Here is a 17,674-nt window from a genome sequence, read left to right on the forward strand (position 1 = left end):
GTATTGCCCCAGGCAACCTAAGAGGATGAACTCAATGAAGAAAACCATTCTGTCGATCGCCACGGCAGCCGCAGTGCTGTCGTTCGGCACCCTGGCTGCGGAAGCCAAGGTAAAGGCCTGCTGGATCTATGTCGGGCCGATCGGAGACTTCGGCTATTCCTATCAGCATCATCAGGGCTTGCTGGAGGTGCAGAAGGAACTCGGCGATCAGGTCGAGACCGCCTATCTCGAAAGCGTGCCGGAAGGCGCGGACGCCGAGCGTGCCCTGGAACGCTTCGCCCGTTCCGGCTGCAACATCATCTTTGCGACCTCTTTCGGCTTCATGGACCCGACCAATAAGGTCGCCGGCAAGTTTCCGGACGTGAAATTCGAACACGCCACCGGCTACAAGCGCGAGCATCCGAATGTCGCGACCTACAACTCCAAGTTCCATGAAGGCCGCTACGTGCAGGGCGTGATCGCGGCCAAGATGTCGAAGGCGGGCGTCGCCGGCTACATCGCCTCGTTCCCGATCCCGGAAGTGGTGCTCGGCATCAATGCGTTCATGCTCGGCGCGCAGTCTGTCAACCCGGACTTCAAGGTCAAGGTCGTTTGGGCCAACACCTGGTTCGACGCCGGCAAGGAAGCCGACGCTGCCAAGGCGTTGATCGACCAGGGCGTCGACATCATCACCCAGCACACCGATTCGACGGCACCGATGCAGGTTGCCACCGAACGCGGCATCAAGGCATTCGGCCAGGCCACCGACATGATCAAGTTCGGCCCGCAGACGCAGCTCACCGCGATCGTCGATGACTGGGGTCCGTATTATGTTCAGCGCGTCAAGGCTGTCATCGACGGCACCTGGAAGCAGCAGGACGTTTGGGACGGCATGAAGGAAGGCAACGTCGTCATGGCGCCCTACACCAACATGCCCGACGACGTGAAGAAGCTTGCCGAAGAGACCGAAGCCAAGATCAAGTCCGGCGAATTCAACCCCTACACCGGCCCGATCACCAAGCAGGACGGCACCGAGTGGCTGAAGGCTGGCGAAGTGGCCGACAATGGCACGCTTCTTGGCCTGAACTTCTACGTCAAGGGCGTGGATGACAAGCTGCCGCAATAATGGCGCAAGCCGATATCGGATAAGGGAAGGGCGCCAATTGGCGCCCTTTTCGTTTAAGACTTGAAGCTGATGATGCCTCACACGGCCGAGCCGTAAAGATCATAGGCGTCGGCGCTGTCGATCTTGACGGTGACGATGTCGCCGGCGCGCAGCGGACGGCGCGACTGGATGTGGACCGAGCCGTCGATCTCGGGCGCGTCGTATTTGGTCCGACCTTTGGCCGATGTGCCGTTGGCTTCGTCGATGATGACGGGCAGGCGCTTGCCGACCTTCTTCTGCAACTGCGTGGCCGAAATCTTCTGCTGGCGCTGCATGAAGCGGTGCCAGCGCGCGTCCTTGACCTCGTCCGGCACCTGTTCCAGGCCGAGATCGTTGGAGCGTGCACCCTTGACCGGTTCGTATTTGAAGCAGCCGGCGCGATCGATCTTGGCTTCATCCAGCCAGTCCAGCAGCATCTCGAAATCTTCGTCCGTCTCGCCGGGAAAACCGACGATGAAGGTCGAGCGCACGGCGAGATCAGGACAAACCTCGCGCCAGCCGCGGATGCGGTCGAGCGTCTTTTCGCCATGGGCCGGCCGGCGCATGTTCTTCAGCACCTGCGGCGAGGCGTGCTGGAACGGGATGTCGAGATAAGGCAGGATCTTGCCCTCGGCCATCAGCGGAATGACATCGGCAACATGCGGGTAGGGGTAGACATAGTGCATGCGCACCCAGATGCCCATCTCGCCAAGCTCCTTCGACAGGTCGAGGAATTTGGCGCGGACCTCGCGATCCTGGAACGTGCTGGTCTGGTATTTGATGTCAATGCCATAGGCGCTGGTGTCCTGCGAGATGACGAGGATTTCCTTGACGCCGGCCTTGGCCAGCTTCTCGGCTTCGCGCAGCACGTCGGCGGCCGGCCGTGAGACGAGATCGCCGCGCAGGTCGGGGATGATGCAGAAGGTGCAGCGGTTGTTGCAGCCTTCCGAAATCTTCAGATAGGCATAATGGCGTGGCGTCAGCTTCACGCCTTGCGGCGGCAGCAGGTCGACATAAGGATCGTGCGCCGGCGGCGCTGCCTCATGGACGGCGGCCATGACGCTCTCATAGGCCTGCGGCCCGGTGATGGCGAGCACGTTAGGGTGCGTTTCGCGGATCAGCTCTGGCGTTGCGCCCATGCAGCCGGTGACGATGACCTTGCCGTTTTCCTTCAGCGCGGTGCCGATGGCGTCGAGTGACTCGGTGCGCGCCGAATCGAGGAAGCCGCAGGTATTGACGACGACCAGATCGGCGCCGTCGTGCTTGCGCGAAATCTCATAGCCCTCGGCCCGCAGCCGAGTGAGGATGCGCTCGGAGTCCACAAGGGCTTTGGGACATCCAAGGCTGACAAAACTGACGCGGGGCGCTGACATAGGTAATTTCCGAATTCTGCAGCAGAGCCATCATGGGGCAGGCCCCGCATATGGCAATCGTGCTGAAACGACAAAAGAGCCTGCACCGACCGCCTCCGGCAGCATCAGGCTCACAAGTTGCGGCGCAATATCACAGTTTTTGCCGATTGGATATCGGCGTCGTGCGACGCCGATATCATCTGCGGTCCTTGCTGCCGTTACAGCGGGTCCGGCAGGAGAGGCGACACTTCCATATAGCCGCGATAGATCATGTCCACCGCCACATAGAAAATGATGGCAAGGCCGATATAGGCGATCCAGGGATAGCGATGAAGCACTCTGGCGATAAAGCTGGCGGCAAGGCCCATCAGCGCGATCGAGAGCACCAGGCCGATGATGAGCACGGTGAAATGATCACGCGCGGCACCGGCAACGGCCAGAACATTGTCCAGCGACATGGAAACGTCGGCGATCACGATCTGGATCGCTGCCTGCATCAGCGTCTTGCGCGGCGCACCCTTTGCCACTGTGCCGTCGGCATTCAAATCCGAATTGGACAGCGCTTCGTTGGCTGCGTCCTGTTCCGCATGCGATGTGCGCAGTTCGCGCCACATTTTCCAGCATACCCACAGGAGGAGAATGCCGCCGGCGAGCAGCAACCCAACGATGGCCAGGAGTTTCACCGTGACGGCCGCAAAACCGATGCGCAGCACGGTTGCGGCGATGACGCCGATCAGGATCGCTTTTTTCCGCTGCTCAGCGGGCAATCCTGCAGCCGCAAGGCCAATGACAATGGCGTTGTCGCCGGCAAGCACGAGATCGATGGCAATGACCTGCAACAGCGCAGCAAAACCCGCGGCCGTGAAAATTTCCATCCGTCGGCGCCTTTCGCTTATAAGCTTTGGTGAAGCACGCCCCTAGCGTGTGTAACCCTTATGCGTCAAGGGCTCAACGGGCGTGGCCGCATGAGCTGGCTTGTGGCGGAGGGAGTGGGATTCGAACCCACGGTGAGCTTGCACCCACGCCGGTTTTCAAGACCGGTGCCTTAAACCGCTCGGCCATCCCTCCAAACCGTTGAAACCATTGCAATTTTCTCTATCCCAATTCGCGGGACGGACACTTGCAATCCAGTTTGCAACCATACGGTCAGGCGGGTTTGCTTATAGCCTTCTTTGGCGTGCCGTCAACTTTCCTGTCAGCGTATTTCAGAGGCAGGCCCGGCTCTTCGCGCGGGTTTGCGGGCATCGGCAAAAGTCACGCCGTCAGCCAGATCATTGAGAAAGTCACAGAGGGACGCTGCTTCTTCGGCGTGCAAACCGATCAGCGGCTTGCCGGAAAGGGACATGATCTGCTGTCTCTCGTGGTTCCATATCATCCAGGTATCCAAAGGTTCACGCACGCACTCAAAACGCTCTTTCACCGTCGACATTACCAACCCGATGCTCTGCCCGTCATCAGATTGAAACGCAGGAAAGGGACGCAAAGTTTCACACGCCGAGAGTGAAACTTTGCAGATCACGCCGCCGCGCGTGGCCAGGACACGCAAAGACTGGCGGCGGTTCATCGAGATCAAGCCGGGGGTAGGCCAAGGCAGCCTCTGTTCCCCGGCGAATGTCTATTGCTTGTCTTGCCGCAAATAGACCCTGCCGAGGAAGGCCGGCTCCCCGGAGCGCCGGCCGCTCAATGAGCCCGCTACCAGCACGACAAGCGTCAGCAGATACGGCAACGTCATCATGAGATAGACTGGAACGTCGGCACCTATGGCTTGCAGCCTGGGCACAAGAGCATCCGCACTTCCAAACAGGAGCGCGCCCCAGAGAGCCCGGGCCGCATTCCAGCGCGAGAAGATGACGAGGGCGACCGCGATCCAGCCGCGCGAGGCGACCATTCCCTCCACCCAGACATGGCTTGTGGCGACCGAGAGATAGGCTCCGGCAAGACCGCAGAGCAGGCCGGACGCCAGGACAGCCCCGAACTGCACCAGCTGCACGTCGATACCCGCGACGTCTGCTGCGGCCGGATTTTCCCCGACCGACCGCAGCCTGAGACCATGTCGGCTTTTGGAAAGCCACCACCAGGCCGCTCCAACGAGAATCGGCAGCGCCAGCGTGACCGGGTCCTGCACCGCGAAAATGCGACCCAATGCCGAACTGCGATCTATCCCGAAGATATCGCCGAGGGTGGAAATGCCAGAGAAGGTCTTCTGCACGTAGGGTCGCCCCACGACGCCGGTAATGCCCAGTCCGATCGCGACGACGGCGAGGCCGGCGAGCGTATGATTGGCGCGCAAGGCGACAGTCGATATTCCGAACAGCAGCGCCAGAGCCATCGCCGCCGCTGAACCGGCGGCAAGGCCGAACCAGGAATCAGCCCCGGAAAGTACAGTCACCGCGCCGGTCATGGCGCCGACCGCCATCAGCCCTTCCGCTCCAAGATTGAGAACACCGGCTTTTTCGCAGATGATGAGGCCGAGACTTGCCAGCAGCAACGGCGTCGCATAGCTCGGAATGATGGCGATCCAGCCGATCAGAAAATCCATCCAGCCACCCTTCCTTAGTTCGGCCGCTTGAGCGAGTAGGTGCTGAAGAACTGCGCCATCAAAATCGACATCAGCACCGCGCCCTGCATGAGCACGATCATGGCTTCTGAGATCGAGTAGAAAACCTTCAGCACGTTTCCGGCGGTGAACACCGCGCCGAGCGCGAAAGAGACCACGACCACCCACAACGGCTTCGCGCGGGCCAGATAGGCGATCACGATCGCGCTGAAGAGATAGCCGTTGCCGACGGACTGGTTGAGGCGGTGCTCCGTTCCCGCCACTATCATCATGCCGGCAACGCCTGATAGGGCGCCGGATAGGAGCACGAGCCCCACGGCGGTGCGCAGCACCGGCAGGCCGGCGGCGAGCGCGGCCTTGGTGTTGAAACCTACCGCATCCGCGTAGAAGCCGACCCGGCTGTGTTCCATGATGAACCAGACGCACAGTGCGATGCCGGCGACCAGGAAGATCCCGGTGTGCAACTGCCCCCATCCCAGAACATCAAACCAACTCGCCTCGGGAAAGGTGGCGGTCACCGGAAAGCTGTTGGCGGGATCTCTCCAGACGCCGAACAGAAGATGCTGCACGAGCAGAAACGCCACACTTCCCAGCAGCAGCGTCGAGATGACTTCGTTGACGCCCCACTTGAGCTTCAGGAAAAGCGAAATCGCTATCCAGGCGGCTCCTGCGAGTGCTGCCAGCACGAACATCGTCGGCAACCGCAGCACTTCAGGCCCGATCCCGTTTAGCGCCACCCAGGTCGACGCGATCGCACCGAGCCATAGCTGGCCCTCCACGCCGATGTTCCAGAACCGCACGCGCATGGCAACGGCGGAGGCGAGGCCGACGAGCACCAACGGCAAAGCGGCCGTCGTCGTCTGGGAGAGACCGTCCGAGGTGAGAAACGTGGCAATCAGGAACTCATCGACAAGGGCGCTGACCGGCACGCCAGCATGTACGAGCAGCAGCGCCGAAACCGTCAGTCCAACAAGCAGCCCGCCTGCATAACTGAGACTGGTCAAAAGGAAGCCGGGATTTTGCCTGCGAACAAGGAAAGCTGTATCAAGCATGGCCTGCTAAAAGGCCTCCGATCCATTCAGACGTGACATCGCCGACCTGACGGCAGCCGACGATCCTGCCCCTGTTCATAACGGCCACCCGGTGGGACAAGGACATGACCTCCTGGAGATCCTCGCTGATCAACAGGCAGGCCGCGCCGGCTTCCACAGCGTTGCGGATCGACGATCGAACGAACTCGGTCGCCTTCATGTCCAGCCCGCGGGAAGGGGAGTGCGCGATGAGAACCTTCAGGCCGTGACCCAGTTCCCGCGCCAGCAGCACTTTCTGCGCGTTTCCTCCCGAGAGCAAAGAGGCCGGTCGGTCTGGCGTCGCACCGCGGATATCGAACGCGTCGATGGCCTCGGCCGCCTTCTCGCGCATCGCTCGGCGTCGCAGGAGAAACGGCCCGCCGAAGCTGCCGCCCGGGACGGTCGTGAGCGCTAGATTGTCGGCAATGGAAAGCTCCCGGATCAACCCGCTGTCAAAGCGGTCAGAGGGGATGACGCGCAGGCCGGCCTCGCGGCGCTTGCCTGGCCTGGCGGCGGAAATGTCCTCGCCATCCAGCAGGATCGCGCCGGTATCGGTTCCTTCGAGCCCGAGAAGGCAGGCAACAAGTTCCTCCTGTCCGTTTCCGCCGACGCCGGCAATGCCAAGGATTTCCCCGGCATGCAGCTCGAAGCCGAGATCGTTCAGGTTCTGCCTGTGAGCGATCGCCCGTGCAGAAAGCCCTTCCACGCGCAAACACACATCGCCCGGCCGGGATGACGGCCTGCCGGAAACCGTCAAGGCATCGCCGACCATCAACCGCGCTACCTCGGCTTCGGTGACGTCCGCGACACGCGCTCCGTCAAGCACCGTCTCGCCGTGCCGCATGATCGTGACCCGGTCGCAGAAGGCGGCAACCTCGCGGAATTTGTGCGTGATCAAAACCACGGCGTGACCTTGCCGCGACAACCGTTGGGCAAAGGCGAGGAGCGTGCGCGCTTCCTCGTCGGTCAGCACCGCCGTCGGCTCGTCCATGACCAGAATTCGCGCGCCCAGAAGCATGACTTTGACGATCTCGGCACGCTGGCGTTCGGCGATCGAAAGGTCCGCCACCAGCCTGTGCGGATCAACGGGCAGGCCGATTTCGCGCGACTTGGCGGCAACGATCGCCGCCGCATCGGCCAGCGTTTTCACGGCAGCCTTGCGGCCGAGGCCGAGGAGTACGTTCTCGGCAACGGTAAAACTCTCGACCAGCCGGAAATGCTGATGGACCATGCCGAGACCGGCGGCAGCGGCCTCCAGCGGACTGCGCAAGCTGATTGCCTCACCGTCGATCGACTGATCGCCACCGTCAGCCACATAGACGCCGGCGGCCACGTTCATCAAAGTGGACTTGCCTGCGCCGTTCTCACCGACGATGGCATGCACTTCCCCCCATTCGAGGCAGAAGGACGCATCACGAAGTGCTGCCTTGCCGTCGAACGACTTGCCGATGCCGCGCATTCGCAGAGCCGCCGGTGCACCCGGCGGTCGTTGCGTATGGTCGCCTGCTTGCTGCAAAGCTGTCGTCATTACTTTGCCGGCATGGTTCCGATGACGCCTTCCACGAAATAGTCCATCGACCAGAGTGCTGCATCGTCAACCTTCCCGCCGGCGTCGACGACGGCGGTGCCGTCCTGCTTTTTCAGGGGACCCTGGAACGGATCGAGCTTGCCGGCGATGATCTCCTGCTTTGCAGCCTCGATCTTTGCCTTGGTCTCCTCGGAAACCGTGGGGCCAAAAGGTGCAAGCTCGACCACGCCGGTTTCGAGGCCTTCGAAGGCGCCGAATTCCTCAGGCTTCCAGCTGCCATCGATGATTTCCTTGATCGTCGGCACCAGATATTTTTCCCAGCGGAAGACGACCGAGGTCTGGATCGTCTTGGGCGCAGCATGCGCCATGTCGAGCTGGAAGCCTATCGACGGCACGCCGGCCTTTTCGGCGGCATCGAGTGCGGAAGTCGCGCTCAGATTGGTGGCGAGCACGTCGGCCTTCTGGTCGAGGATCGCCTGGGCGATCTGCCCTTCCTTCACCGGATCCCACCAGGAGTTGGCGAAGACCGCGACTGTTTCGATCGCAGGATCGACGGAACGGGCGCCGAGCGCGAAACTGTTGATATCCCAGTTCACCACGCCGACGGGAAAGCCGGCGAGGATGCCGATCTTCTTCGTTTTCGTAGCCTGACCTGCCGCGATGCCTGCAAGGTACCAGCCCTGGTAGGTGCGGGCATAGAAGCTTTCCATGTTGGGCCCGTTCTCCGTGCCCGAGGCGCTGAGAAACGCCACGTTCGGATAGGCCTTGGCCGCTTCGGCCATCGGGGCGCTATAGCCATAGGTGGTACCGATAATGATGTTGAAGCCGCGCTTGACATAGAGGTCGATCGCCGCACGCAGCTTCGTGGCTTCTTCCGGGATGTTTTCCGTCACCGCGACGGGCACCTTTAGCTGTTCCTCCACGGCCTTGCGGCCGGCCTCGAGGGCTTCGTTCCAGCCGCCGTCTTGCGCCGAACTTGCGTAAATGAACGCGACCTTGGGCGAGCCTTCCAGAGTAAAGGCATAGGCGCCCGAGGCGGCGCAGGAAGCAAGAACTGCGGCCGTCGCGGCGAACAGACGAGCTGAAGCGGACGGCTTCGTTTTGCGCTCTTTCATTTCGTGGTTCCCCTTTGTTTTTATTTGATTTTCTCAGCCGAAAGCATGCCGCGTCCGCGCGGCTTCCCTGCACGGTGACGGTTGCCGCCGGAGCGTCTTTTTTGATTTGGCAAAAGCGAATTGGCTCTTGTGCAGCGCATAACAGCCGATTACGTTCGTTCATGCAACAAAAATAATCATGCCTGTTTTTTGGGCATTTTGTACATAAATGTGAACGATCAAATGAACACCGATGCGCTGGCATCATTTGTCAAAATTGCGGAACTGCGGTCATTGTCCGCCGCGGCGAAGCTGTACGGTTTGCCGAAATCAACACTCAGCCTCCGGCTCAAGCAGCTTGAAGACGATCTGAAAGTCGCTTTGTTCGAACGATCGGGGCGCGTGCTGTTGCTGACTGACGCAGGACAGACCCTTCTCGGGCATGCCCGGCAGATCCTGCAAGGCTGCGATGCGGCGCGTGCTGCCGTAACGGAACTGAGCGACGACGTGACCGGAACCTTGCGGATCGGCGCAACGGGCGAGTTCGGCACGGCCTATTACACGCAGATGCTGATGGCGTTCAGAAAGCTCTATCCCAAGGTGGAGATCGAACTCACCTTCTTTTCGCCGCACGTTCTCTACGCGCCGGAGAGCCTCGACATGCTCGACGCCGTGATTTCATGGGATGAAGGCATCGAAGGGGGCGAAACGCTCTCGACCGCGAAGTTCGCACTCTTCGCCAGCAAGAGCTATGTCGAGCGCGCCGGGATGCCGCGAAAACCTGCCGATCTGGTGGACCACCAGGGCATCGTCTATCGCACCTCTGCGGGCCTGCAGCACTGGCGGCTGCAGAAGGGGACCGCGCAGGAAAGCATCCTGCCGCGCAGCAACCTGATCGCCAACGACTACTGGACGATCAAGTATTTTGCCGTCGCGGGCGAGGGCATCGCCTATCTGCCGCACTTCTTCACCACGATCGAGTGTGAACGCGGGCACCTCATTCCATTGCTCGACACATGGGAGTCGGCGGAAAAGCGCGTCAGCATCCGCATATCGCGCCCGCACGCTCCGTCGCGCAAGATGGCCGCCTTCATGGATGTCTGCGGCCGCTATTTCTCGCCCGGCTTCGTTTTCACGGGGCCGCGCTACTACGTCGAAACAATCTTCGATGCAAACAGCCAAGAAAAGGGAACAGAAAAATGAAGGTACTTGAAACCGGCAACGGCGCGCGTGCAATGAAGGGGGGAGGGCTCGACCCGCAGCGTGTCAGCTTCGACAAGATCCCGATCATCGATCTCGAGCCCATGTTCACAGGCGACGAGGCCGCCCGGCAAAAGCTCGCCCAGGAACTGCGCAAGGCCTGCACGGAAGTCGGCTTCCTCTATATCAAGAACCATCACGTCCCAAAGGACGTCATAGACGCCACGTTTGGGGTGGCGGAGACGTATTTCGCCGAATCCGACGACGTGAAGATGGAGAACCACGTTTCCAAGTCGAAGAACAATCGCGGTTATGCGGCGCTGCTTGAGGAGAATACCGACCCGACCGCGCGCGGCGACCTGCACGAATCCTATGATATTGCGCTCGATGTTCCAGCCGACGATCCGGATGTGAAGGCCGGCAAGGTGCTCTACGGTCCCAACCAGTGGCCAGCGGGCAAGCCGGAATTCCGAAAGGCACTGGAAACCTATCATGCCGAGATGCTGACGCTGAGCGGCCGTCTGCTCCATGCCTTTGCTCTGGCTCTCGATTTGGAGGAGACATATTTCGACCAGCTGGTGGGCAAGCCGCTCGCGACTTTGCGGGTGCTGCACTATCCACCGCAGTTTGGCGAGATCGATGACCGCCAAATCGGCATCGGGGCACATTCGGACTACGAGTGCTTCACGATCCTGGCCCAGAAGGAGGGCATTTCAGCCTTGCAGGTATTGAATGCGTCCGGCGAATGGATCGCGGCCGATCCGATTCCCGGCTGCTTCGTGGTCAATGTGGGGGATCAGATGGCCCGGTGGACCAATGATCTTTTCGCCTCGACCGTCCACCGCGCGGTGAACCGCTCCGGCAAAGAACGCTATTCGATCCCGTTCTTCTTCGGTCCGAACTACGATGCCCTTATTGAGGTGCTTCCCAGCTGTATCGATGAGAACCATCCCGCGAAGTACCCACCGATCACGTCGGGCGAGTACGTCAACGGCCGTTTCATGGCGACATTTGCGCACTATGCCGCGCAAAACGAGGCCAACGCCGATACTGCCGTCTAAAACTAATACTGCTGGTATGCGCGGCCATTCCTATGGCCGCGCATCGAAATCTACCCTTAAAAATAGCGCTCAAGGTTCGCGCGGATGCGATCCAGCACGGTGTGCCCGGAAACGTCCGGAACGAATTTATTGCCTGTGATCGCCTCATAGGCCTGCGTGTAGACCGCCGAGGCCTGCTGAACTATCTCGTCGGGAATCTTCGGGATCGGCTCCTTGTAAGGATCGCACCGCGCCGAGACCCACGACCTGATGAAATCCTTGTCGAAGCTCTCCGGCCGGCTGCCGCTTGACAGGGCCTGTTCGTAGCTCGCCGCGATCCAGTAGCGGCTGCTGTCGGGCGTGTGGATTTCATCGGCCAGGATTATGTTGCCGTTCTTGTCGGAGCCGAATTCATATTTGGTGTCGGCAAGAATGAGGCCGCGTTCGGCGGCGCGCGCCTGGCCCCGGGCGAACAGCTGCAAGGCATAGTTCGACACCGTATCCCACTGTACCCGGGTGAGGAGACCCTGCTCGATGATTTCGGCCTCGGACAGGGGCTCATCATGACCGCCATCAAAAGCCTTGCTCGTCGGCGTGATGATCGCTTCCGGCAGCTTCTCGTTGTCGCGCAACCCGGCCGGCAGGGTGATCCCATACATATCCCGTTCGCCCTTCCTGTATTTGGTCAGGATCGAGGTGCTGGTGGTTCCTGCCAGATAGCCGCGCACGACGATCTCGACCGGCAGTATGTCGAGCCGGGTGCCGACGACAACGTTTGGGTCGGGGTATTCGAGGACATGGTTCGGGCAAATATCAGCAGTTTCCTCGAACCAGTATCGAGCCGTCTGCGTCAGGATTTCTCCCTTGAACGGGATCGAGGTCAGAATGGTGTCGAAGGCGCTGAGACGGTCCGTGGCGATGATGATGCGTCGCCCGTCTGGCAAGTCGTAGTTTTCGCGGACTTTACCCTGATAGCGGCCCGGCAATTCGGGGATGAAAGCATCGGACAGGACGCGCATGTGATTTTCTGCCTTCCGGAAAGCGGGGAACGCCCGTCGCATACACCTTCGGTCGTGATCATATCAATCGGGAAAAGCACCGCGATGAATTTGCGGGGAATGACCAGCCATCCACCACCGGGCAATCTTGCCACGTTCATCCAGGTCGATATGGGAGTAGGTGCGTCTGATAACCCATTGAAATCATTTGCATGTCGCACTTGAAAATAGAATGTACCCGACAATAAGAATAAATCGCATAAGATATGTTATGGAACTGACCTATAGCTGAATAGCTCGTTTTCCGGCTTCCAGATGGTCTTAGCCCGACGTCTGGTCGTCTCAGCTCTCAACGGAAATCGCAGCCAGCGCATCCCTCAGAAGATCGTTGAGTGGCTTCGGCCGGCGCGTCTGCCTGTCGACGTAGACATGGACGAAGAAGCCTTCGGCTGCGGCCAGATCATCATCGTTGCGAAACAGTCCGACTTCGTAGCGCACGGACGACGAGCCGAGCTTTGCCACGCGAATGCCGGCAGTCACCATGTCGGGAAATGCAAGCTCTGAAAAATACCGGCAGCCGGTTTCAACCACCAGGCCGATCTGTTCGCCAGCATGAATGTCGAGCACGCCGGCATCGATCAACCAGCCATTCACCGCCGTGTCGAACAGCGAATAATGCACAACGTTGTTCATGTGGCCGTAGATGTCATTGTCCATCCAGCGCGTGCCGATGGTGCGGAACGCCTTGTACGAGTCGCGCGAAGATGGTGAGGCTCGTTCGCTCATGCTGCTCACCATGCCGCCCGGTAGATCGTCAGCGCGTCGGTCTCGCTGACTTCGCGCGGATTGTTGACCAGAAGCCGCTGCTGCTTCATCGCGTCCGACGCCATCCTGGCAAGATGTTCTTCGCCGATGCCGACATCGCGCAGGCGCGGCTGAAGCCCCAGCTTGCGCGAAAGCGTAGCCAGTTCCTCGATGAAGGCTGCGCAGCGGGTTTGCATGCTTTCCTCGCGCGCCAGACGAGGAAATGCGTCGGCAGCGATCTCGGCATAGAGATGGGCTGCCTCCGGCGCGTTGAAGTGCAGCACGTGCGGCAGCACCAAGGCGTTCGAAAGCCCGTGCGGAACGTGAAACGTGCCGCCGATCGGATAAGCCAGCGCATGAACGGCAGCCACCGGCGAGTTGGCGAATGCCTGTCCGGCAAGCATGGAGCCAAGCAGCATTGCGCCGCGGGCCTCGACATTCCCGCCGTCGAATACCGCTCTTTCGATATTGGCACCGAGCAGCTGAAGTGCCTGTTTCGCCAGCATTTTCGAAAGCGGATTGTTGTTCGCGTTCTTCGACGCGTAGGCCTCGATGGCGTGAACCATCGCATCGATGCCGGTAGCGGCCGTGATTGCCGGCGGCAGGCCGAGTGTCAACTGCGCATCGAGCACGGCGATGTCAGGCAGGATGACCGGACTGGAAACGCCGCGCTTTTCTTCATCACCGACGGTGATGATGGAGACCGGCGTCACTTCCGAGCCGGTGCCGGCCGTGGTCGGCACCAGCACCAGCCGCAGCCTTGGACCCTTGGCACTGCCGACGCCCCAGGCATCGTCGATGTCTTCGCCGGAACCGATCAGCAGCGCAGCAAGCTTGGCGACATCGAGTGATGAACCGCCGCCGAAGCCTACGACGCCGGTAGCACCAACTGAGCGTCCAGCGTCCACGGCCTTCATCACCGTCGCCAGCGACGGATCGGCTTCTACGGCGTCAAAAATGGCAACTGACGCCCCCTCTCCCTGCAACGAAGCGATTGCCGGGTCGCACAGGCCAAGCTTCCGCAGGCCCGGATCGGTCACGAACAGAACGGAGCCGCCCAACTTCCTGCCGACGATCTTTCCCAAACGCGCGGCCGAGCCGGGTTCAAAGACAATGGAGGCCGTCGTGTTGAAAATAAAGGGAGACATTACAATGACCTCGGCTGCATTTCTCACCCTTTACATGCCTGCTTTGCTAGCCCGCCGCAAGGTCGGCAGTGGTTGCGCGTGCAGCAGTCAGTAAGGCCTCTGGTTCGGCGGCGAAGACGGCATCATGCGCTCCGGCTGCTGCCCAGACCTGGCGGAACGACAACAGCGCTCGATCGGCAAATGCCGGGATTGCCGCCTTGTGTCCGATAGGCGAAACGCCGCCGATGGCAAAGCCGGTCTCGTCGCGAATATAGCGTGGATCGGCGCGCTTGAGTGGCTCGGCGGCCAATGCGGCAGCCTTGACGAGGTCAAGCTGGTTGGATCCGGAAAGCAGGAAGAGATAGAGCTGCCCGCTATTCTCGCCCTGGAAAATCAGCGATTTGACGATCTGTGCGACGCTGCAGCCGCATTGTTCGGCGGCTTCTTCCGCCGTGCGCGTGGACGCGCCCATGCGGCGGACTTCGATCTCGAGTCCGGCGGCAGCCGCTGCCTCAGTTACACGTTCGATGCTGCCGGCCATGTCAGGTTTCTCTGCCTTCAGTTTGATTCCAAAGGAATTTCCAGTTTCATGCCGTCATATGCCGGCTCGATGTGAGCCGGTGTTTCGGCATTGACCGTGTCGTAGTCCAGCGGCACATGCATATGCGTCAGCACTGCACGCTTCGGCGCCAGCGTCTCGATCCACTCCAGCGCCTCGGCGAGCGAAAAATGGCTCGGATGCGTGCGGTATTGCAGCGCGTCAATCACCAGCAGATCCAGCCCTGTCAGGCGTTCGGCGGTTGCCGGCGGAAAATGGCTTACATCGGGGCAATAGGCCAGATCGCCTATTCGAAAGCCGAGAGAAATGATGTCGCCATGGATTTGCGGCAACGGCATGAAGGTGAGGGCACCCCCCTCGCCTTCGATCGTCACCGGGTCTGAATGCTCGATCTCATGCGCGCGCAGAATCGGCGGATAGGAACTGCCCGCCGGTGTCTTGAAGCAATAGCCGAAAGCCTCGTAGAGGCGGTCCAGCGTCGGCTGGTCGGCATGGATATCCATGAGTTTCCGTTGCTCAAGGACATAGCCGCGCAGGTCATCGATGCCGTGGATGTGGTCGGCATGGGCGTGGGTGTAGATCACGCCGTCGATGCGCTTCACGCCGGCCATCAGCATCTGTTCGCGAAAATCGGGACCGGTGTCGATCACCACCCGCGTCGTGGCGCCATCCGGCCTGATACGCTCAACCATGGCGGCGGTGCGCATGCGACGATTTTTCGGGTTCTGGGGATCGCAGTTACCCCAGTCTCCGGTGATCCGCGGCGCGCCGGGCGACGAGCCGCAGCCGAGGATCGTCAGGCGAAGCGTATCCGCCATGCGTCAACCGCCCAGCGCGGCTGGCCGCGGCATTTTCGTGAACAGCCGAAAGAAGTTATCGGTGGTGATCACCGCGATTTCTTCGCTATCAACGCCGAGCGTTTCGCCAAGAACCTTCGCCGTATGCGCGACGTAAGCCGGCTCATTGCGCTTGCCGCGAAACGGGATCGGCGCGAGATAGGGCGCGTCGGTTTCCACGAGCAGCCGGTCGTGCGGTACACCGGCCGCGATCGCCCGCAATTCCTCGGATTTCTTGAAGGTCAGAATGCCCGAGAATGAGACGTAGCCACCAAGCTTGACGCCGGTCTCGGCAAGCGCTTGGCCTGACGAAAAGCAATGAAGAATGAAGGGGAAGGCCCCCTTCCCTGTTTCCTCTTCGAGGATCGCCGCCATGTCCGCATCGGCATCACGCGAATGTATGACCAGCGGCAGGCCGGTTTCGCGCGCCGCTGCAATGTGATTGCGAAAGCTCCGCGCCTGGGCGTCGCGCGGCGCCTTGTCATAGAAATAATCGAGACCCGCCTCGCCAATGGCCACCACCTTCGGATGCGCCGACAGCTTGACCAGCTCTTCGGTGGTCACGTCCTGCTCCTCGCCGGCATTGTGCGGATGCGTGCCGACGGAGCAGAAGACAGGCTCAAATTGTTCGGCGATTTCCAGGATCGACGGGAACCGCTTCACGCGGGTCGAGATCGTGACCATGCGCTCGACGCCGGCGGCCTGGGCGCGCGCGATGATGTCCGCGCGCTCCTCGGCGAAGTCCGGAAAGTCGAGATGGCAATGACTGTCGACCAGCATCTCAGAACGGCCTCACGCTGCCGGTGCTTCCGGTTCGACATAGCGCGGAAACACTGGTTCCGGTGCCGGCAAAGACGTGCCTGCGACCAGCGCATATTCGTCCGACACCTTGTCGAAGCCGCGCGCATCCGCCGACACAGCCAGCAGGTCGAGCAGTTTTCCTGCTGATGTCGGGATGTAGGGCTGGCACATCAGGCCGACGCGCCGGATCGTCTCGGCGGTGGTGTGCAGCACCGTTTCCATGCGCGCCGGGTCAGTCTTCTTCAGCGCCCACGGCTCCTGCCCGGCGAAATAGCGGTTGGCCTCGGCGACAACCCCAAAGATCGCGGCAAGGGCGTGGTGAATCCCCTGCTCCGACATCGCCTTGCGCGCCGTCACCAGTGCTGCATCCGCCTGATCGAGGATCGCCTTGTCTGCATCAGTCAAGGCCCCGCGCGTCGGCACGACGCCACCGCAGTTCTTGGCGATCATCGACAGCGAGCGCTGCGCCAGATTGCCGAGATCGTTGGCGAGGTCGGCATTGGTGCGGTTTACGATGGCGTCATGGCTGTAACTGCCATCCTGGCCGAACGGCACTTCGCGCATGAAGAAATAGCGCACCTGATCGAGGCCATAGCGCTCAATCATGGCGAACGGATCGACGACGTTGCCGACCGATTTCGACATCTTCTCGCCGCGGTTGAACAGGAAGCCGTGGGCGAAGACTCGGCGCGGCAATTCGATGCCGGCCGACATCAGGAAGGCGGGCCAGTAGACGGCATGGAAGCGCACGATATCCTTGCCGATAATGTGGGTCGCCGGCCAGTAGTCCCATTTCGGGTTTTCCGTGTCGGGAAAGCCGGCGGCGGTGATGTAGTTGGTGAGGGCATCGACCCAGACATACATGACATGCTTGGGATCGCCCGGCACAGGCACGCCCCAGTTGAACGTCGTGCGCGAGATCGACAGATCGCGCAGGCCGGATTTGACGAAGCTCATCACCTCGTTGCGGCGCTCGGTGGGAGCGACGAAATCCGGACGCTCCTCATAAAGGGCCAGCAGCTTGTGCTGATAGGCCGACAGGCGGAAAAAATATGTTTCTTCCTCGGTCCACTCGACGGGCGAGCCAAGCGGCTCGCGGCGCACACCGTCTTCGCCGACGGTGGTTTCGCCTTCGTCGAAATAAGCCTCCTGACGCACCGAATACCAGCCGCCGTAGCGGTCCAGATAGATATCACCGTTCGCGGCCATGCGCTCCCAGATCGCCTGGCAGGCCTTGTAGTGCCGTTCCTCGGTCGTGCGGATGAACTCGTCATTGGCGCAGCCGAGCGCCTTCAGCATCGACTGGAAAACCGCCGAGTTCTTGTCGGCAAGCGCCTTTGGCGTGATGCCTTCCTTCTCGGCGGTCTGCTGCATCTTCAGGCCGTGCTCGTCGGTGCCGGACAGGAAGAAGACGTCCTTGCCGTCCAGCCGCTGGAACCGGGTCAGCACGTCGCTGGCGATATCCGTATAGGCATGCCCGATATGCGGGTTGCCGTTGGGATAGAAGATGGGCGTGGTCAGATAGAATTTTTCGCGTGACATGAGTGCGCCGTCAAAAATGTGCATATGGAAAGATGTCGCGGTC

General features: G+C 60.8%; 17 protein-coding genes and 1 tRNA gene. 3 read left to right on the forward strand and 15 right to left on the reverse strand.

Annotated elements, in window-relative coordinates:
* Positions 1-34 precede the first annotated feature (34 nt).
* Complete coding sequence (locus tag BM413_RS12590) at positions 35-1,105, forward strand: BMP family ABC transporter substrate-binding protein (protein ID WP_091913668.1); 1,071 nt, start codon at positions 35-37, stop codon at positions 1,103-1,105.
* 77 nt (positions 1,106-1,182) lie between these two features.
* Here BM413_RS12590 and rimO read toward each other — a convergent pair whose 3' ends face one another.
* From rimO to BM413_RS12630, 8 genes are all read right to left on the reverse strand, one after another.
* Positions 1,183-2,496, reverse strand: coding sequence for a 30S ribosomal protein S12 methylthiotransferase RimO (gene rimO, locus BM413_RS12595; RefSeq protein WP_091913669.1), 1,314 nt, complete (start codon positions 2,494-2,496; stop codon positions 1,183-1,185).
* 197 nt (positions 2,497-2,693) lie between these two features.
* On the reverse strand, positions 2,694-3,350 hold the full coding sequence (locus tag BM413_RS12600) for a TerC family protein (protein WP_091913670.1): 657 nt from the start codon (positions 3,348-3,350) through the stop codon (positions 2,694-2,696).
* Between the two features lie 103 nt (positions 3,351-3,453).
* Positions 3,454-3,543, reverse strand: a tRNA-Ser gene (locus tag BM413_RS12605).
* A gap of 127 nt (positions 3,544-3,670) precedes the next feature.
* Positions 3,671-4,039: a hypothetical protein gene (locus tag BM413_RS12610; protein ID WP_091913671.1), complete on the reverse strand. Its 369-nt coding sequence runs from the start codon at positions 4,037-4,039 to the stop codon at positions 3,671-3,673.
* Positions 4,040-4,090: 51 nt separating this feature from the next.
* A complete protein-coding gene (locus BM413_RS12615) occupies positions 4,091-5,014 on the reverse strand; it encodes an ABC transporter permease (RefSeq protein ID WP_091913672.1) in 924 nt (307 codons plus the stop codon).
* 14 nt (positions 5,015-5,028) lie between these two features.
* The gene (locus tag BM413_RS12620; RefSeq protein WP_091913673.1) at positions 5,029-6,084 is read right to left on the reverse strand and encodes an ABC transporter permease; all 1,056 of its coding nucleotides are present in this window, start codon (positions 6,082-6,084) and stop codon (positions 5,029-5,031) included.
* The gene (locus BM413_RS12625; protein WP_091913674.1) at positions 6,077-7,630 is read right to left on the reverse strand and encodes an ABC transporter ATP-binding protein; all 1,554 of its coding nucleotides are present in this window, start codon (positions 7,628-7,630) and stop codon (positions 6,077-6,079) included. The genes BM413_RS12620 and BM413_RS12625 overlap by 8 nt, the downstream gene beginning before the upstream one ends.
* Positions 7,630-8,745: a BMP family ABC transporter substrate-binding protein gene (locus tag BM413_RS12630; RefSeq protein ID WP_119817967.1), complete on the reverse strand. Its 1,116-nt coding sequence runs from the start codon at positions 8,743-8,745 to the stop codon at positions 7,630-7,632. Before BM413_RS12630 ends, BM413_RS12625 begins: the two co-directional genes overlap by 1 nt.
* A 222-nt stretch (positions 8,746-8,967) precedes the next feature.
* Between BM413_RS12630 and BM413_RS12635 the strand changes: the two genes are divergently transcribed.
* Both BM413_RS12635 and BM413_RS12640 read left to right on the forward strand, forming a co-directional pair.
* A complete protein-coding gene (locus tag BM413_RS12635; protein ID WP_091913675.1) occupies positions 8,968-9,927 on the forward strand; it encodes a LysR family transcriptional regulator in 960 nt (319 codons plus the stop codon).
* On the forward strand, positions 9,924-10,985 hold the full coding sequence (locus BM413_RS12640; RefSeq protein WP_244537851.1) for an isopenicillin N synthase family dioxygenase: 1,062 nt from the start codon (positions 9,924-9,926) through the stop codon (positions 10,983-10,985). Before BM413_RS12635 ends, BM413_RS12640 begins: the two co-directional genes overlap by 4 nt.
* Positions 10,986-11,041: 56 nt before the next feature.
* On the opposite strand, the gene BM413_RS12645 is transcribed toward BM413_RS12640, so the two are convergent.
* The 7 genes from BM413_RS12645 to metG form a co-directional block, all read right to left on the reverse strand.
* A complete protein-coding gene (locus BM413_RS12645) occupies positions 11,042-11,983 on the reverse strand; it encodes a phosphoribosylaminoimidazolesuccinocarboxamide synthase (RefSeq protein ID WP_091913676.1) in 942 nt (313 codons plus the stop codon).
* A gap of 321 nt (positions 11,984-12,304) precedes the next feature.
* Positions 12,305-12,748 (reverse strand): acyl-CoA thioesterase, encoded by a 444-nt coding sequence (locus tag BM413_RS12650; protein WP_091913740.1) that lies wholly within the window; start codon positions 12,746-12,748, stop codon positions 12,305-12,307.
* Positions 12,749-12,753: 5 nt separating this feature from the next.
* Positions 12,754-13,914: an iron-containing alcohol dehydrogenase gene (locus BM413_RS12655; protein ID WP_091913677.1), complete on the reverse strand. Its 1,161-nt coding sequence runs from the start codon at positions 13,912-13,914 to the stop codon at positions 12,754-12,756.
* 46 nt (positions 13,915-13,960) lie between these two features.
* Positions 13,961-14,434 (reverse strand): YbaK/EbsC family protein, encoded by a 474-nt coding sequence (locus BM413_RS12660; protein WP_091913678.1) that lies wholly within the window; start codon positions 14,432-14,434, stop codon positions 13,961-13,963.
* A gap of 17 nt (positions 14,435-14,451) precedes the next feature.
* Positions 14,452-15,270 (reverse strand): MBL fold metallo-hydrolase, encoded by an 819-nt coding sequence (locus BM413_RS12665; protein WP_091913679.1) that lies wholly within the window; start codon positions 15,268-15,270, stop codon positions 14,452-14,454.
* Positions 15,271-15,273: 3 nt separating this feature from the next.
* On the reverse strand, positions 15,274-16,068 hold the full coding sequence (locus tag BM413_RS12670; RefSeq protein WP_091913680.1) for a TatD family hydrolase: 795 nt from the start codon (positions 16,066-16,068) through the stop codon (positions 15,274-15,276).
* Between the two features lie 12 nt (positions 16,069-16,080).
* On the reverse strand, positions 16,081-17,631 hold the full coding sequence (gene metG, locus BM413_RS12675; RefSeq protein ID WP_091913741.1) for a methionine--tRNA ligase: 1,551 nt from the start codon (positions 17,629-17,631) through the stop codon (positions 16,081-16,083).
* Positions 17,632-17,674: the final 43 nt, after the last annotated feature.

Origin of the sequence: Mesorhizobium sp. YR577, assembly GCF_900116595.1 — a bacterium.
Taxonomy (GTDB): Bacteria; Pseudomonadota; Alphaproteobacteria; order Rhizobiales; family Rhizobiaceae; genus Mesorhizobium_M.

What these genes read in the sequence shown, in the direction of transcription:
- BM413_RS12590 (WP_091913668.1), top strand. Translation starts at nt 35, where the DNA reads ATGAAGAAAACCATTCTGTCGATCGCCACGGCAGCCGCAGTGCTGTCG.
- rimO (WP_091913669.1), bottom strand. Translation starts at nt 2,496, where the DNA reads ATGTCAGCGCCCCGCGTCAGTTTTGTCAGCCTTGGATGTCCCAAAGCC.
- BM413_RS12600 (WP_091913670.1), bottom strand. Translation starts at nt 3,350, where the DNA reads ATGGAAATTTTCACGGCCGCGGGTTTTGCTGCGCTGTTGCAGGTCATT.
- BM413_RS12610 (WP_091913671.1), bottom strand. Translation starts at nt 4,039, where the DNA reads ATGAACCGCCGCCAGTCTTTGCGTGTCCTGGCCACGCGCGGCGGCGTG.
- BM413_RS12615 (WP_091913672.1), bottom strand. Translation starts at nt 5,014, where the DNA reads ATGGATTTTCTGATCGGCTGGATCGCCATCATTCCGAGCTATGCGACG.
- BM413_RS12620 (WP_091913673.1), bottom strand. Translation starts at nt 6,084, where the DNA reads ATGCTTGATACAGCTTTCCTTGTTCGCAGGCAAAATCCCGGCTTCCTT.
- BM413_RS12625 (WP_091913674.1), bottom strand. Translation starts at nt 7,630, where the DNA reads ATGACGACAGCTTTGCAGCAAGCAGGCGACCATACGCAACGACCGCCG.
- BM413_RS12630 (WP_119817967.1), bottom strand. Translation starts at nt 8,745, where the DNA reads ATGAAAGAGCGCAAAACGAAGCCGTCCGCTTCAGCTCGTCTGTTCGCC.
- BM413_RS12635 (WP_091913675.1), top strand. Translation starts at nt 8,968, where the DNA reads ATGAACACCGATGCGCTGGCATCATTTGTCAAAATTGCGGAACTGCGG.
- BM413_RS12640 (WP_244537851.1), top strand. Translation starts at nt 9,924, where the DNA reads ATGAAGGTACTTGAAACCGGCAACGGCGCGCGTGCAATGAAGGGGGGA.
- BM413_RS12645 (WP_091913676.1), bottom strand. Translation starts at nt 11,983, where the DNA reads ATGCGCGTCCTGTCCGATGCTTTCATCCCCGAATTGCCGGGCCGCTAT.
- BM413_RS12650 (WP_091913740.1), bottom strand. Translation starts at nt 12,748, where the DNA reads ATGAGCGAACGAGCCTCACCATCTTCGCGCGACTCGTACAAGGCGTTC.
- BM413_RS12655 (WP_091913677.1), bottom strand. Translation starts at nt 13,914, where the DNA reads ATGTCTCCCTTTATTTTCAACACGACGGCCTCCATTGTCTTTGAACCC.
- BM413_RS12660 (WP_091913678.1), bottom strand. Translation starts at nt 14,434, where the DNA reads ATGGCCGGCAGCATCGAACGTGTAACTGAGGCAGCGGCTGCCGCCGGA.
- BM413_RS12665 (WP_091913679.1), bottom strand. Translation starts at nt 15,270, where the DNA reads ATGGCGGATACGCTTCGCCTGACGATCCTCGGCTGCGGCTCGTCGCCC.
- BM413_RS12670 (WP_091913680.1), bottom strand. Translation starts at nt 16,068, where the DNA reads ATGCTGGTCGACAGTCATTGCCATCTCGACTTTCCGGACTTCGCCGAG.
- metG (WP_091913741.1), bottom strand. Translation starts at nt 17,631, where the DNA reads ATGTCACGCGAAAAATTCTATCTGACCACGCCCATCTTCTATCCCAAC.